The organism is Lyngbya sp. PCC 8106 (assembly GCF_000169095.1).
Taxonomy (GTDB): Bacteria; Cyanobacteriota; Cyanobacteriia; order Cyanobacteriales; family Microcoleaceae; genus Capilliphycus.
This window is the reverse complement of record NZ_AAVU01000001.1, coordinates 87611-102572: the sequence shown is the minus strand read 5'-3', so window position 1 is coordinate 102572 and position 14962 is coordinate 87611. Positions and strand designations below refer to the sequence as shown.

Genomic DNA, 14962 nt, shown 5'->3' with positions numbered 1-14962 from the left:
GAGGAAGGATAATTTAGGAGTAATCTCTACGGTGACAACTGCATCCAAAGGGTGAGTAAAATTATGGCTTGATCTGTGAGAGCAAATGGGCTATGATTCAGCAGAGTTAAGTCTATTTTGAACAAATCTCTACTGATGGTGCAAACGCTTCATCTCTCCGAATCAAATCACCCCCTGGTGAAGTCGCTATCTCATCATAGCGATCAAGAGTTGCTAACGATGTTTCAAAATCATCCAGATCAAGGGAAATATTTTGTGACTATTTTCTGTCGTTATGCGCTGATTGTATACACATTGGTGAGTCATTCTGTGCGATCGCCTGTACAAGCTGAGTATTTATTTTCTCAGACTTGGCGACATATTTTTTATGAAATGCGAGGGTTAAACCTACGAGAGTCTCAAGACATACAAGGGGAAGCAACCCTACAAAATTGGTTAATTAATATCACAGCGATTTGTATTAATCGCGCTGATCTTCCTCCGGTTGAGTCGATTCAATATTCTCTCAAAGCCGCACCTTCGCCGTTGTGGTGTTATGTAGGACAAGCCTTAGATCAACTCGATCCATTGTTACGTTTGGCGGTTGTTATGGCGCAGACATTTCATTGGAGTGAAACTCGTATTGCAGCGTATTTACAAGCCGAAGGAGAAGCAATTTCCCCCAATGAAGTTAAGGATGTACTCAAACAGGGATATGAACAACTTCAGAAGAATTTACCCGAAGATATTCGTAGGATTTATTGGGATGAACCTTTAATCAATTCCGAACAAAATGGAAAGTCAGAAGTTCTTCAGTCTTAACTGAAAATTTCTTGAACAATTAGTGATTGCAAATTCTCATCGGCTTGAGGTTTCACAGATTCTATTGATTTTTGAGGGAAAAAACTGTAATCACAGCAAGACGGATACTTCAAAGCATCTTTAAAAGCATAGGTAAATTTGATTTAATTTTAACTCAAGATAACCTAAAATAGAATCAAACAAAATTATTACCCTCATTTTATTAAAACTGGTGTCGCTTGAATAACATTTGCGATGTTCAACACTTCTGCATGGGGATTGAATGGGATTTCCGACAGAGAAACCAAGGGTTAGTGTGATTATCCCAGTCTACAATTGTCCGGATTATATCGGGCAAGCTGTGGAAAGTGTATTGAATCAAACGAATAATCCCACACTCAGTTGCATCAGATGTCTAGAGAAATGGAGTCCGTCAAGTTACAGAATGTGAACGCCAAAGGAAATGAGACTCAGGAGGAATCAGATGGTTGATTGTTTACAAAAGTCTCTGAAATATACCTCTTTCTCGCGCACTAAAACGGTGTCTCACTGGGTAAAAAGTTGGAGTGAGTTTTCTTTACAGAAGGGATAAAAGTTTGAAGTTCGTAATTTAAACAGTCTTCTAGAGTGGAAACAGTTATTGCGACGGATGACGGTGGTTAAATCTAGGAGTAGTAAAGCCTAAATGCTTGAAGTAATATTTATTGTTTATAAAAAATTATTTTCTACTCGGGTGAGCCTGCTTCGGCAGCAATAGGAACAGTTAGCCAACGGGGTAACAACTATTTCCTAACTCCATTAAGTCAAATTTTGCAGATAAATCTGACTTTGCTGAGTCAGCTTGCAATCCCATATTATAAAAAATAATAGCTTCGTCTAATTCATTTTTTATTACTAATAGCTGACATAATTGCAAATATAACTCTGCGTTGTTGGGTTGAATTTCTAAGGCTTTATGGTACAGTTCTACATCCTCTGGATTTTGCTGTATAGCTTGACGATATAAATTAACTGCTTCTTCTGCATAAAGTCGCATTTGCTGTTGCAAAGCAGCCCCTACTTTTTCATAAACTCTTGGTAAATCTGGCTGTAGTTTTATGGCTTTGCGATCAGCTTTTACTGCTTGATCAGATCGAGGATTGATTTGCAGCGATTTGTGATAATAAGGTTCTGCTTTTTGATATTGTTTTGATTCAACTAAAGTATTCCCGAGATGAATATAGGTTTGATTAAGATAGTCAATAATTCGAGAAAAGTCACTATCAACTTGTAAAGAATTTAAAAAATTGGCACAAGCAATAATTGCTTTTTCAAGTTCATCATTTCCAGTCAATGACTGAGCGCGATTACAATAGTAATCAATATTTGAACCCAGGAAACTATTAGGTTGTTCAGTCGCGCCTCGAAATAGAAAGCCACCGCCAGGTAATGGCGTAATTTCAGGGGTTGTGATAATTTGAGACATTATTTTCTCTAGGAACTTACAGAATTCATACGGTTATGTGCTAAACTAAAGCGTTTATGCAGTAAGCTGTTCCCTGAGCAATGTGATAAGTTGAATTAGAAAGTTAATTGGATTACCCTGATATTCTTCAACTCTGATGCTGAGATTTTTACCCACATCTGTATCTATTCTCCAAGATTTATCTCTATAATCCGGAGAGTTTACAGATTCAGAAAAATCTTATATTATTGAATCTTTAAAAGCGTGTTATCTGCCCGATGGGCATAGATTTAAGGGACTACCTCTCTCAACCTGTATAACTTAAACTCACGATAATTTATACGAGTTTTAGGGAGGAAGTAAATTACTTTAATGTTTTTTATGATAACACTTGATGAACTCGTTGCCACTGTTGAGGAGTCACTTTGAAATTTGTACTATTGGGGGCGCGAATTACCAGTAAATCTTTAAGGACGGGATCGAGTTTTAATTGTTCCCGCAATAACGGTTTTTCTATGAATTTAGCAGTAAAGCGTATGATCGCTTGCGGTTTGATTCCTAAACGACTTTTATCGATCCAGTAATTGCGATCCGGTATATCCTCTAATTTCTCAGCTAGAGAGACAATTTCCGCTGTAGCATAAATTCCGGCTTCTTTTCCGGAAACCCAAACTAAAACCCCCTCACCGATATTCATTTCCTTACCGTAGCGCGTCACTAACCAGGGCATCTGTTCAAAGTCAGCGATCGCGTTGAGGACTCGATAATATTTAGGATTTCCTTGGAATAGCCAGTATACCACGATTCAACTTTTATACTTGACTTTTGTAGGGTAACTGATTTAAGTCGTATTGTCACTATCTCATCTTTTTACTCTGCCATCAACCCTCGAAAATGAGTCTGTGCGTTCATTGATTATTATTTCTATTTTGTCTGGAATCAGATTTAATCAAAGATTGTGATCAACTCGACTTTAGTAAATAATCTTTCTTTTGGGGGATGCTTGTCGTTGAATAGATACTTTATTTCACTTTGACAACAAGCATTTGTTTTTCTAATTGATCTCTCTTACTCTAGGAGGATGAGAGGAGAATTTATATTTATTAAGATATGTAACAGGTTGGTTAAGTTACAACTTTTTAATTTTGGTTTTTGACCATATTCCAACTTTTTTGATATTAAATAGGAGGATATTCTATGACATTTGCTCAACTCAAAAATGATGTTACTCCCGCATTAAATGAGTTTAAAGGTTTTACAACTGATACTCAACTTGCGCTGTTGTGGTTTCTATATAAAAAAATGGGAAGTTCGATCACACCTGCCGCTCCAGGAGCAGCCGAACCCCCGATAGCAGAGGGATTGTATAATCAAATCAAAGAACTCTCTCGCGATGATCAACTCCAAATTCAACGGGATTTATTGGAACAAAGCAACAATCAAATTGCCCGTGAATATGGTGCCTTAAGCGATAATACTAAGCTTTTATTGTGGTATCGTTTAGCTCAGGGAATGGAAACTGGAGAAATCGTTCCGATGCCCGAGGGTTATAAACTCGATCAAAAAGCGAATACCTTGTTAGCGGCAATAGAAACCTTAGACTTTGAGCAACAAATTACCTTTTTCCGGAAGGTTGTTTCTCCGACAGGTTCTCAACAAACATCTCCGGGAAAAATATAATTGATTATTCTCACTTTCCCAAATGGATAGATTCTGAGGTTAGATATTCCTAAGCTGAGAATTGTCACCTCAAATTCTTCCATTGGAATTGTAGAATTTAATGCTCATCACTCCCGGTTTTCTAGAGAAGCCGGGAATTTGCTTGCTTTCTGATCAATTCAATCACAAAACATCGGGCGCACTCACTACACCCTAAGAGTTTGATGGTGATCTAAAAAGTTTAAAGAACGTGAAATGATTGATTAGGCAACAATAGAGAATTCGTTAGTGTCCAAAGGGGGGTTTCCATCGAGAGTCGCTAACAACATAGAAATCTGAGAATTGATACCATCAACTATTTTTACAGAATCTTTAAGTTATATAATCTGGAATAAAGTTATGATCAACTCAGAGAAAATACTGAACTCATTATTGATCGACTTTTTCTTGGGATCTCCATTTTTACAATAGCTTTAAACTTGTCGCTGTTTTTAAAGTTATTGTAAAGTATCTGCGGGAATAAGCCTGAGTTCTGAGTTGAGTAACTTCGCACCGTTAAACCGGAAAACTATCAACTGTAAAAAATATCTCAAGTTTGTTATAATATTGCTCGAAAAAAGTGTGGGATAGAAAAAGGAGTTGTCCAATTAAGTTCTGCCAATCAGAAGCAAAAGTCCAACACTTCCCACGCTTGAAGATGTCAAAACAATTCAACTGAGTTGGCATCCACTCTCTGATGAAAGCATCCCGAGAGAAGCCTTCAGCATTTGCCTAAGAGGTTCTATATTGAAACCAATTTTCAATCATGATTTGGAGCTATGAAAGATTTAGAGTAAAACAGAAATAAGGGATTGAGATTCAGTTGTACTCTGACAGCATCTAGTCAAGAGCTAAAAACTCTAAGTTATTGGTCAGAGTCAAGAGACAGGGATTACACATCGCCAATAGACTCAATAGACATAGCGCTGATCGTCGGTTGATTTAGCGTTAAAGTTCCAAAGTTCTTTTAAAAGGCTACATTTGCACCAAATGCCTGAGTTTCAAGTTCATCATTAACTTGGTATAGACATCCTAATGTACAACAGCAAATTTTTATTGAAAGACAGTTCAATTAAACAGTGGCTTCCCATCACGATTGTTATGGGATTAGCGATTGTGCTGCGTTTGTATCAACTCGGTACCGAGAGTGTACTGTATGATGAAATGCTCAGTATCCGGGATTCCGAAAATTTTCAACTCAGCTTTCCCTACAATCGTCCTCTGTTCTATATGCTGCTCAAGTTTTGGATGCAGTTGGGAAGCAGTGACGCTTGGCTGAGGTCAATGTCTGTTGTGTTTGCGCTGGGTGCAATTTGGTTGACCTATCGGCTGGGCTGTCGGGTAGTGGGTCAAGCTACAGGAGTAATTGCTGCCTTAATCATGGCATTATCGCCCCTATTTCTCAACCACGCTCAAGAAATTCGGATGTATGGTCTGATTACCTTCTTGAGTGTCGCGGGAACTTTAGCCCTGTGTCATTTCCTAGAACGTCCAACTTATCTGGCTTTGGGTCTGTGGGTCGTGGCACGAATTGGTTTGCTACTCAGTAATGCCAATAATGTCTTGATTTTATTACCCGATACGATTTTATTAGCTTGGCAATACCGCAAACAACTTCATTGGTTTTTGGTGTCGGCTTTTAGCATGGTGTTGATTTGTCTTGCGTTTTTACCTGTGGTGTTGTCGATGACTGCCGGAGGTGAATATGGCGAGTATATGGAAGAAACCGTTGCTGAGTATTCTAAGCCGGGTTTAGTTTTAGTTCTGGGTGAACTGACCCAAATGACGGTTTATTGGCCGATGAGACATTTGCTCAAGTCGAATGAAATTGTACTGGAAAACAACGAGCTGGGCGACACTTCCCTCTTGGGCAATCTATTCTCGACTCAAACTTTGACACTTCTGTTTTATGCAGGTTTTACCTTGGTGTTAATTGGGGTGATGGGTGTGGCATTGTACTCTTTGTTTGCCGACCCACAACGTTCGGAAAAATTGCGTTGGGTAGCGGCCTGGGGATTCTTACCGATTGCCTGTACACTGATTATTTCCTACATTTCCAATCCGATTTGGAAGCCCCGTTACTTGCTATTTGTTGATCCGTATCTCCTGATTCTCTTAGCAACAGGTTTTGTCATCATTTGGCATTGGCGACGATTTTTAGGTATCGTTGTAGCAGTTGCCTATTTTGTCGCTGTGGGCGGAGGGGTGTCAGCTTACTATACAACCCTGTATCGTACAGATTGGAAAGGGGCAATTGAACTAATCACAACCAATCAGCAGCCTAAAGATGTGATTATGGTTTACGCTCCGCCTGTAGGTTACGACTATGCTTTTGAACGTTACTATCAGGGTTCACAACCTGTCTACCGTGTTGGGCCGAAAGATCAAATTCCCCAATTCCAAGCCGATCAAAAGGCTTTTCTGGTGCAACAAGGCGAGGGTGAATCTTCCTCAACTCCTAATCGCCTTTGGTTATTATGTTGGTCTTATTGCAAACAAACGGCCGAAATGGATCAATTAACCCAGATTTTGCTCGGAGAATCGTTTGAGGTCAAAGATAGTCAAGTGTTCAAAAGTATAGAAGCATCTTGGGTTGGTGTATCTCTAAGAACACTGAATTCTGTTCAAACAACCTCGACTCAATCTAGCGAGGAAAATCGTTCTCGTAATATCTCCTAGAGTTACACTCGTAAATAAGGCGTTGCTTGAGAATTTCATTATTTCTCAACTTCTCCATACAAAATCACAGACTGTTTCAGTTCGCATCAACTCACGGCTTGATTGAATACAGATCAGCCGCTTTTTATAGACAGAGTTTAACTCAATTATGAATGTAGAATTCTGAATAATGAAAGGGAAAAAAATTATGAATGTAGAATTGCCGAACTTGTCTGTTCACTTGAATTCAATTCAAGTACCACAGCCGGTGCCCAATCGCGTTCAGAAGCGCGAGATTGATTGAGGCAAGGATAGAGATCTCTGTTCTCCTCTCGATTCTCCAATTTTCAGAATTGATAATTGATCACTGATCATTCGTTGGATTTCCCCTAAACTTTCAGGTCATCAATTTGTAATTGATAATTCATAATTTATAATTCTGTTGAACACCTAAACCTCAACCCGTCATTGATTGCTGAAGTAACAACTTATGGATAGTTTACCCACCTCCGTAGAGCCATTCTCCTCTCACCCTCTCTCCCCAGAAACTCTCGAAACCCCTCAAATTTCTATTGTTGTGCCGATTTACAATGAGGTTGAGAGTCTTCCTAGACTAATTGAGGCTATTCAAAACAGCTTAGATCCAACCGGTTTAACCTATGAATTGATTTGTGTTGATGATGGTTCCCGAGATGGATCAACCGATCTTCTCCGAAAACTCGCCGCGACTAATCCCATTTTGAAAGCGGTGATTCTTCGACGCAACTATGGACAAACTCCGGCGATGTCGGCTGGATTTAATCATTCTCGGGGTGAGGTGATTGTTACCCTCGATGGGGACTTGCAAAATGATCCGGCAGATATTCCCATGCTGCTAGATAAACTCAATGAAGGCTACGATGTGGTGAGTGGCTGGCGTAAAAACAGACAGGATAAGGCTTTAACGCGATTACTTCCGTCAAAAATTGCCAACTTGATCATTGGACGGATGACAGATGTCAAACTTCATGACTATGGATGTTCTTTGAAAGCTTACCGGGCTGAGGTGGCGGCCGATCTCAAACTCTATGGAGAGTTACACCGATTTTTACCCGCTTTAGCCGTCATTGAAGGGGCGAGAATTACAGAAATACCTGTGCGTCATCATGCTCGTCAGTTCGGTCACAGCAAGTATGGCTTGGATCGTACCTTCCGAGTTGTGATGGATTTGTTAACGATTTCTTTTATGAAAAAGTTCCTGACTCGGCCCATGCACGTCTTTGGGTTACTGGGTATGCTTTCGCTGTTAATTGGGGTTCTTTCTGGAATGTACTTGACGTTCCTCAAATACGGTTTAGGTCAGAGTATTGGTGATCGTCCTCTGTTGATCCTCGCTGTTTTACTCACTCTAACGGGTATTCAACTGTTCAGCTTTGGCCTCTTAGCTGAGGTGTTGATGCGAACTTACCACGAGTCTCAAAATCGACCTATTTATCGAGTTCGAGAAGTAGTGACGACAAAAAACTCCAAATCTCAGCATCTCACCCCGCGTTCTTAGCTGAGGATCAAGGCTTAAGGATCTAAGTCTGAAGTAATGGGAAAGATTTTACAAGCCATATTACGAGGTGGAACTTGATCAGAGTGTTCAGATTGTTTCGATGAGTCTGAACACTCTCCTGCTTCTTGGGAAGGAGCAATACATACTCCAACTTGTCCTATACCTGCCATCAGGGTGCTGACTCGCTGCAAAATGATCCCGATCTCTTGAACCAATTGTTCTGCAATTAGGCGAGAAGGAGCAATGATCATAAAGGTCATAACTCCAGTTGGACTCGGAACCATACCATAACTACATTCTCCGAGTCGGCTTTGGGTCGCGAGGTTCAAAGAGTCGTGAAAACGATTGACTAAAGCTTGATAGAATGATTCGTTGAGAGCGCGATTGTCGAAAATCGGTTGAGGTAGCATAGTAAGTCCTTTATACAGTAAGTCCTCTGTTGCAGCTCCTTCGCTAGGCTCAGGGACAAGGTTTTCAGCTTTTACTTTTTTTACTTTAACATTTATTAACAAATTAGAGAAACCCATTATTGAACATTCTGTAATCATTCTGTAATCATTGGATCGGTCAATCCCCCAGTCAGTCGCCTATTGCACTGCAAAATTAAATAAACTGATGGTTTTGATTAGATTAAACTCATTTTCCTGATTCTTCTAGAATAGATCCGCAAGCACTCGTTGAACTCAAATTTGAGGGATGGGGAAATCGGGAAAGTAATCTGTTCAAATTGGACTGTATAACAGTTGATTGGGATCGTCAAATCTATTTCATTGACAGAACGGACAAATCCTGAAAAGCTAATCCTAATAGCCGTTCTTTTGGCGAACGCAACTTGAAACAGTCGTCTTCTTACTGGCAACTTCTCCCCTTTTTCCGCCCCCACTGGCAAACGATCGCCAAAGCTTTAGCCTGTACACTTGGTTTTACGGCATTTTGGCCGTTGCTGGCTTGGCTGGTTGGTGAAATTGCTGGTTATATTGGCCAGGGTGATGTAAATGCGATCGGCCAATTTGCAGGTTTAGCGGCAATTATTTTTCTGATTCGCGGTACGGTTCAATATGGTCAAGATACGTTAATGGCTTCAGCGGCGTTAGCGATCGCCCTGGATCTCAGAAAACAGGTTTATACCCATCTCCATCAACTCAGTGTCGGTTATTTTGAAACCGCAAAAACTGGCGATCTTTCCTACCGTCTCACTGAAGAAATTGATCGGGTTGGTGAAGTGATTTATAAATTCTTTCATCAGTTTACCCCCTGCATTTTACAGCTTATTGTGGTGTTGGGGTACATGATTTATATTAACTGGCAACTCACTCTCGGTACTTTAATTATTGCTCCGTTAATGGCGGTTTTAATTGGGTGGTTTGGGGAAAAGTTGCTAACTTTTAGTCGCCATAGTCAAACTCGCACTTCTAACCTCGCTTCACTCTTAACTGAAGTTTTCAATGGGATTCGTTTAGTACAAGCTTTTTCCGCTCAAGACTACGAAATTTCTCGTTTTACACTGGAATCAGAATACAACCGACGCGCCAAATTTAGGGCTGAACAAATTAAAGCGATTCAGTTTGTGGTGGTTGGTTTTTTAGAAGCAATGAGTATTGTGTTTTTGTTCTTGTTGGGAGGGTGGCAAATCTCCCAAAATAACTTAACTGGAACTGAATTTATTAGTTATGTGACGGCTGTTGCTTTATTAATAGATCCGATTGCGTTAACGACCAGTAATTATAGTGAATTTAAACAAGGAGAAGCCTCGTGTGATCGCCTCTTTGAACTTTTAGCCATTCAGTCCACAGTCAGAGAAAGATCAGACGCGACTATACTTCCAGTTGTTAAAGGAAAAGTAGAATATCAAAATATTAACTTTGCTTATATCTCTGAAAAACCGATCTTAAACAACCTCAATTTAACGGTTCAACCCGGAGAAATGGTGGCGTTAGTCGGGGCTTCTGGGGCTGGAAAAACAACGTTAGTGAACTTACTCCCTCGATTTTATGATCCCCAAGCAGGTCAAGTTTTAATTGATGGTGTCAATATTCGAGAAGTGACTCTGAGTAGTCTAAGAAAACAAATTGGTATTGTTCCCCAAGAGGTGATTTTATTCTCAGGAACGATTGCTCAAAATATTGCTTTCGGTCAAATTTATTATGATTTAAAAGAGGTACAAACTGCCGCAGAAATCGCCAATGTACATCAGTTTATTTCTCAACTTCCAGATGAATATCAAACCTTAGTGGGGGAACGAGGAGTAAATTTATCAGGAGGACAAAGACAACGAATTGCAATTGCTCGGGCTGTATTATTAAACCCCAGAATTTTAATTTTAGATGAGGCAACTTCTGCTTTAGACTCAGAATCAGAGGCTTTAGTTCAAGAAGCATTAGAACGATTAATGAATAATAAAACTGTATTTGTTATTGCTCATCGTTTGGCAACAGTACGACGGGCAAATCGTATTTTAGTGATCGAAGGAGGTAAAATTGTGGAGACAGGAACCCACAATCAGTTATTAGAAAAAGGGGAACGATATGCTCGCTATTATGCTCAACAATTTAGTTAAATATTTGTTTTTATTTTCCTAACTTAAATGAAAATTTTAATCAGTACAGGTGAAGTGTCGGGTGATTTGCAAGGGGCGATGTTAATTGAAAGCCTTTATCGTCAAGCCGCCAATTTAGGTCTAGAATTAGAAATTATGGCTTTAGGCGGAACTCGGATGGAAAAAGCCGGAGCAAAATTGTTAGGAAATACAGCGAGTATTGGTTCAGTGGGAATTTTAGAATCTTTGCCTTATATATTTCCCAGTCTCAAAATTCAGCGACAAATTCAGAACTCTTTACAACAAAATCAGCCTGATTTAGTGGTATTAATTGACTACATGGGGCCGAATATTAATCTTGGCAATTATATCCGTCGTCATTTTTCTGAAATTCCGATTATTTACTACATCGCTCCCCAAGAATGGGTGTGGTCTTTGGGGTCTAAAAATACGGCTGAAATTGTCAAAATTACAAACCGACTGTTAGCGATATTTCCCGAAGAAGCCCGTTATTTTCAAGAAAAAGGGGCAAATGTAACTTGGGTGGGTCATCCCTTAATTGATCGGATGCAAACCGCTCCTAGTCGAGAAGAAGCCAGAACAATCTTAGGAATTCCACCCGATGAAATAGCGATCGCATTATTACCTGCTTCCCGTTGGCAAGAAATTAAGTATTTAATGCCTGTCATGTTTGAGGCGGCAAAAATTATTCAGTCTAAATTGCCTCAAGTTCGGTTTTGGATTCCTCTCTCATTATCAGAATACCAAGATTCCATTGAAAAGTCAATTCAAAAATACGGTTTAAATGCTAAATTAGTCCCGACTGACATTGATCCAAATCAGACTTTAAATGTTTTAGCCAGTGCAGATTTAGCGCTTACAAAATCAGGAACGGTTAACTTAGAGATTGCGTTATTAAATGTTCCGCAAGTTGTCATTTATCGCGTCAGTCGGGTGACTGCTTGGATCGCTCGACATCTCTTGAAATTTTCGATTCCGTTTATGTCACCCCCGAATTTAGTTCAAATGAAATCTATTGTTCCTGAATTACTACAAGAAGAAGCTACACCGTCAAGGATTGTATTAGAAGTTATGGAACTTTTAAATAATCCTCAACGTCGCCAACAAATGCAAGCAGACTATCAAGAAATGCGACAATCTTTAGGAGAAATAGGAGTGTGTGCTCGGGCTGCATCTGAAATCATAAACTGTGTATTTTTAGAACAATAATGGTTTTTTATCCTCTTGATTGAAATCTGTATTGAGGGATATCAAACACTAGGGGGAATCGTTTTTAAGAGCAATAACCTTCACCTCTAATTAAAAATTTTAACACTGATCTTTTCGTGATCGAATTGGATTATACTACTGCAAGTCTGCGATCGCCTGTTGTTTTTACTCCTAAAAGTAAAACTGAAAATTGAATTCAGATTTTTCTTCCGGTAAGACTCGACATCACCTCGAAGTAGACAGAAAGTTTAGCGATCACATCTGTTGAACAAACCAACGCTCTTGCATCCTCAACTCTAAAAAACCTTAACTTATGAGAACTCTAGCGACTATTCTTTTATTGCTGATCTTGTCGTTTACAACTCCAGCTTTAGCCGATCAAACTCAAATTCGTAACTATAGTAAAGCCCAAGATTTATTTTGGGGAGAACTCTATTCAAAAGGCGGAGAAGAACTGTATTGTGGGGAAAAATTCACCCCTGGCGATCGCTCTTTTAATATTGAACACGTTTATCCTGCCTCTTGGATGAAAGAAGCCGCAGGGTGTGCGGGAACGTCTCGCAAAAAATGTCGAAAAGTGAGCGATCGCTTTAATCGGATGGAAGCAGATTTACATAATCTCTATCCGTCTTTAAGCTATTATAACAGCAAACGATCCAGTTATAGCTTTGCTATTATCCCTGGAAATTCAATCATTCAAGATTGTGATTTTGAACTGAATGGGAAACAAGAATTAGTTGAACCTCGCCCAGTCTCCCGTGGAAATATTGCTCGTTCTATCTTTTATATGAACAAAGAATATGGGGCTAAAATTGCGCCTCCTGGTGGTGACGATCAACTGAAAGACTTATTAACGGCTTGGCATTGTGCTGACCCGGTAGATGAAGCGGAACGACTTCGTAATGATCGCATCGAAAAACTCCAAGGAAATCGAAATCCTTTCATCGATAATTCCGATTTAATTTCTTGTTATAATCTCAAAAAATTACCGGAAGACTAATATAAAAGCAACTTAGAGATGCGTTATAGCGTGTCTCTAAAAGCAACATTTAATCAAAATAAAATAATGAACTCCGAAAATAAAGAACAACCTTTTAATCTTCTAACTCCCGATGAAATCTGGTTAGATATTAAAAATCATTGGGCAGAAAACTGTCTGAAAGAGTTAGGATATTCAGGTTTATTTAATGGTTATCCTGATGGCAAGTTTAAACCCGATAATTTAATGACTCGGGCGGAATTTGCAGCCGCTTTAAAAAGAGCATTTCCTGATACTCCATCCAAACGAAAGGCGATCAATTTTTCCGATGTTTCCTCCAGTTTTTGGGGGTTTGAAGCTATCCGTTGGGCTTATGAACGGCGGTTTCTTTCGGGTTATCCGAGCGGAGTATTTAAGCCCCAAGAAAACATTCCCCGAGTGCAAGCATTAGTGGCGTTAGCCAGTGGGTTAAATTTATCAGCAAATCCTCAACTGATCAACTCTTTGAGTCAATTGTTTGAAGATTTTGCAGAGATTCCAAATTATGCAAATTCTGGCGTTGCAGCAACTTTAGAACAGCGAATTATTGTTCGTGATCCTAATAGGAGTCTAAAAAAACTTACCCCCAATCAACCCGCAACAAGAGCGGAAACTGCTGTTTTTATTGCTCAATCTCGTTTACAACCGGGACAAATAGATCGAGTCGATTCTTTCTTGATTACTGAACCGCTAATTTCTCCTGATTTTCCTCCAGCTAACCCCTGGAAAAACAATAAATTTGCTCGGAAATTATCTCAATCTGCAACCGCAATTAAATGGAGTTATAACGAACAAGTTCTAGGAAGTTATCAGCCTCAAACTGGAATCACACTTTGGGATGTTAAAACAGGAAATTCTTTAGAGACAATTGCAGAGGAAAATAATCAAATTTATCTGAGTTTTGCCCTCAATAACACAGCAGAAGTTATCGCATTCTATGTTTATGACACCGAGAAAAAAGAACTCAGCATTAAACTTTTAAATCGAACGAGTAAAGTTATTCAAACCTTTGAAAAAAACCAATTTTTGGATTATTTTGTTTTAGACGAAAACTTTTTGACTCTAATAGAATTTAGCCAAAATGGAGAGATTTTAGCAACTTTTGCCGGAAGTATTGATCCTCAAAACTCTGATTATGGAGACATTCAACTTTGGAATATTCAGCAGGGTAAAACAATTCAAACTTTAACAATTTCTCCGAGATTATCGCAATTGGTGTTTAGTCACGACAATCAAAAATTCGCAACTTATAACACTCAAGGAGAAGTTAAAGTTTGGAATATTAGCACAGGTGAATTACTGTATACATTGAATGAGGAAAAAACTGTTGATAATATTACATTTAGTATAGATAGTCAATTTTTACTGAGTGTAGTTTTAGATTTTACTGGTGGTTTTCCCATTTCTACTAATGTTCGAGTTTGGGATATGTCAACGGCAATGTTACTATTTAACTTTGACTTACCTGTAGATCGAACCAGTGAAAACAGAACTCTTTCTGGCGATGGAAGAACTTACTATGCTAGTGGTACAGTCGCAGGGGCTAACTTTTTTTATGTCGGAAACAATGATACTTTTGATTTGGTTTTCCCACCTAATATTTCTCCTCTGACAATTTATAATGCTAAACAGAGTTTATTTAGCCCACAGGGGAATTTATTTGCTATGGCGACTTCTGAGGGAGTGTTTATCTGGAATTCATCTTATTAAGATCCTCATCAAAAACCGGGTTTGTTTCCAGTAGGGTGCATCAAATTTGGGAAATTTGTTGGCAAGATAACCAAATAATGGTTTGATGCACCCTACCCATTTATTATTAACTTCGTCGGCTGCATCAAATTTGGGAAATTTGTTGGCAAGATAACCAAATAATGGTTTGATGCACCCTACCCATTTATTATTAACTTCGTCGGCTGCATCAAATTTGGGAAATTTGTTGGCAAGATAACCAAATAATGGTTTGATGCACCCTACCCATTTATTATTAACTTCGTCGGCTGCATCAAATTCGGGAAATTTGTTGGCAAGATAACCAAATAATGGTTTGATGCACCCTACCCA

12 protein-coding genes are annotated in these 14962 nt (G+C 39.1%); 9 read left to right on the top strand and 3 right to left on the bottom strand.

The features are described 5' to 3' along the window. The first annotated feature begins 138 nt into the window (after positions 1–138). On the top strand, positions 139–801 hold the full coding sequence (locus L8106_RS00430; RefSeq protein WP_050779055.1) for an RNA polymerase sigma factor: 663 nt from the start codon (positions 139–141) through the stop codon (positions 799–801). A gap of 262 nt (positions 802–1063) precedes the next feature. After that, the gene (locus L8106_RS31190) at positions 1064–1231 is read left to right on the top strand and encodes a glycosyltransferase (RefSeq protein ID WP_083798353.1); all 168 of its coding nucleotides are present in this window, start codon (positions 1064–1066) and stop codon (positions 1229–1231) included. A gap of 312 nt (positions 1232–1543) precedes the next feature. On the opposite strand, the gene L8106_RS00425 is transcribed toward L8106_RS31190, so the two are convergent. Beyond that, positions 1544–2245: a tetratricopeptide repeat protein gene (locus L8106_RS00425; protein WP_009782167.1), complete on the bottom strand. Its 702-nt coding sequence runs from the start codon at positions 2243–2245 to the stop codon at positions 1544–1546. A 358-nt stretch (positions 2246–2603) separates the two neighbouring features. After that, positions 2604–3026: an EVE domain-containing protein gene (locus L8106_RS00420; protein WP_039895164.1), complete on the bottom strand. Its 423-nt coding sequence runs from the start codon at positions 3024–3026 to the stop codon at positions 2604–2606. A gap of 395 nt (positions 3027–3421) precedes the next feature. On the opposite strand from L8106_RS00420, the gene L8106_RS00415 reads away from it, so the two are divergent. The 3 genes from L8106_RS00415 to L8106_RS00405 all read left to right on the top strand — a co-directional run bounded on the left by L8106_RS00415 (position 3422) and on the right by L8106_RS00405 (position 8117). Beyond that, positions 3422–3904: an orange carotenoid protein N-terminal domain-containing protein gene (locus L8106_RS00415; RefSeq protein WP_009782165.1), complete on the top strand. Its 483-nt coding sequence runs from the start codon at positions 3422–3424 to the stop codon at positions 3902–3904. A 1053-nt stretch (positions 3905–4957) separates the two neighbouring features. Continuing rightward, positions 4958–6601: a glycosyltransferase family 39 protein gene (locus tag L8106_RS00410; RefSeq protein ID WP_009782164.1), complete on the top strand. Its 1644-nt coding sequence runs from the start codon at positions 4958–4960 to the stop codon at positions 6599–6601. Between the two features lie 469 nt (positions 6602–7070). Next, complete coding sequence (locus L8106_RS00405; RefSeq protein WP_009782163.1) at positions 7071–8117, top strand: glycosyltransferase family 2 protein; 1047 nt, start codon at positions 7071–7073, stop codon at positions 8115–8117. 14 nt (positions 8118–8131) lie between these two features. On the opposite strand, the gene L8106_RS00400 is transcribed toward L8106_RS00405, so the two are convergent. Next, the gene (locus tag L8106_RS00400) at positions 8132–8527 is read right to left on the bottom strand and encodes a hypothetical protein (protein ID WP_039895205.1); all 396 of its coding nucleotides are present in this window, start codon (positions 8525–8527) and stop codon (positions 8132–8134) included. 422 nt (positions 8528–8949) lie between these two features. On the opposite strand from L8106_RS00400, the gene L8106_RS00395 reads away from it, so the two are divergent. The 4 genes from L8106_RS00395 (at position 8950) to L8106_RS29185 (ending at position 14611) form a co-directional block, all read left to right on the top strand. After that, positions 8950–10674, top strand: a complete 1725-nt coding sequence (locus tag L8106_RS00395; RefSeq protein WP_009782161.1) for an ABC transporter ATP-binding protein — start codon at positions 8950–8952, stop codon at positions 10672–10674. A gap of 27 nt (positions 10675–10701) precedes the next feature. Continuing rightward, the gene (lpxB, locus tag L8106_RS00390) at positions 10702–11883 is read left to right on the top strand and encodes a lipid-A-disaccharide synthase (protein ID WP_009782160.1); all 1182 of its coding nucleotides are present in this window, start codon (positions 10702–10704) and stop codon (positions 11881–11883) included. A gap of 313 nt (positions 11884–12196) precedes the next feature. Continuing rightward, positions 12197–12883: an endonuclease I family protein gene (locus L8106_RS00385; protein WP_009782159.1), complete on the top strand. Its 687-nt coding sequence runs from the start codon at positions 12197–12199 to the stop codon at positions 12881–12883. 66 nt (positions 12884–12949) lie between these two features. After that, positions 12950–14611 (top strand): S-layer homology domain-containing protein, encoded by a 1662-nt coding sequence (locus L8106_RS29185; protein ID WP_050779049.1) that lies wholly within the window; start codon positions 12950–12952, stop codon positions 14609–14611. Positions 14612–14962 lie beyond the last annotated feature (351 nt).

What these genes read in the sequence shown, in the direction of transcription:
- L8106_RS31190 (WP_083798353.1), top strand. Translation starts at nt 1,064, where the DNA reads ATGGGATTTCCGACAGAGAAACCAAGGGTTAGTGTGATTATCCCAGTC.
- L8106_RS00425 (WP_009782167.1), bottom strand. Translation starts at nt 2,245, where the DNA reads ATGTCTCAAATTATCACAACCCCTGAAATTACGCCATTACCTGGCGGT.
- L8106_RS00415 (WP_009782165.1), top strand. Translation starts at nt 3,422, where the DNA reads ATGACATTTGCTCAACTCAAAAATGATGTTACTCCCGCATTAAATGAG.
- L8106_RS00410 (WP_009782164.1), top strand. Translation starts at nt 4,958, where the DNA reads ATGTACAACAGCAAATTTTTATTGAAAGACAGTTCAATTAAACAGTGG.
- L8106_RS00405 (WP_009782163.1), top strand. Translation starts at nt 7,071, where the DNA reads ATGGATAGTTTACCCACCTCCGTAGAGCCATTCTCCTCTCACCCTCTC.
- L8106_RS00400 (WP_039895205.1), bottom strand. Translation starts at nt 8,527, where the DNA reads ATGCTACCTCAACCGATTTTCGACAATCGCGCTCTCAACGAATCATTC.
- lpxB (WP_009782160.1), top strand. Translation starts at nt 10,702, where the DNA reads ATGAAAATTTTAATCAGTACAGGTGAAGTGTCGGGTGATTTGCAAGGG.
- L8106_RS00385 (WP_009782159.1), top strand. Translation starts at nt 12,197, where the DNA reads ATGAGAACTCTAGCGACTATTCTTTTATTGCTGATCTTGTCGTTTACA.
- L8106_RS29185 (WP_050779049.1), top strand. Translation starts at nt 12,950, where the DNA reads ATGAACTCCGAAAATAAAGAACAACCTTTTAATCTTCTAACTCCCGAT.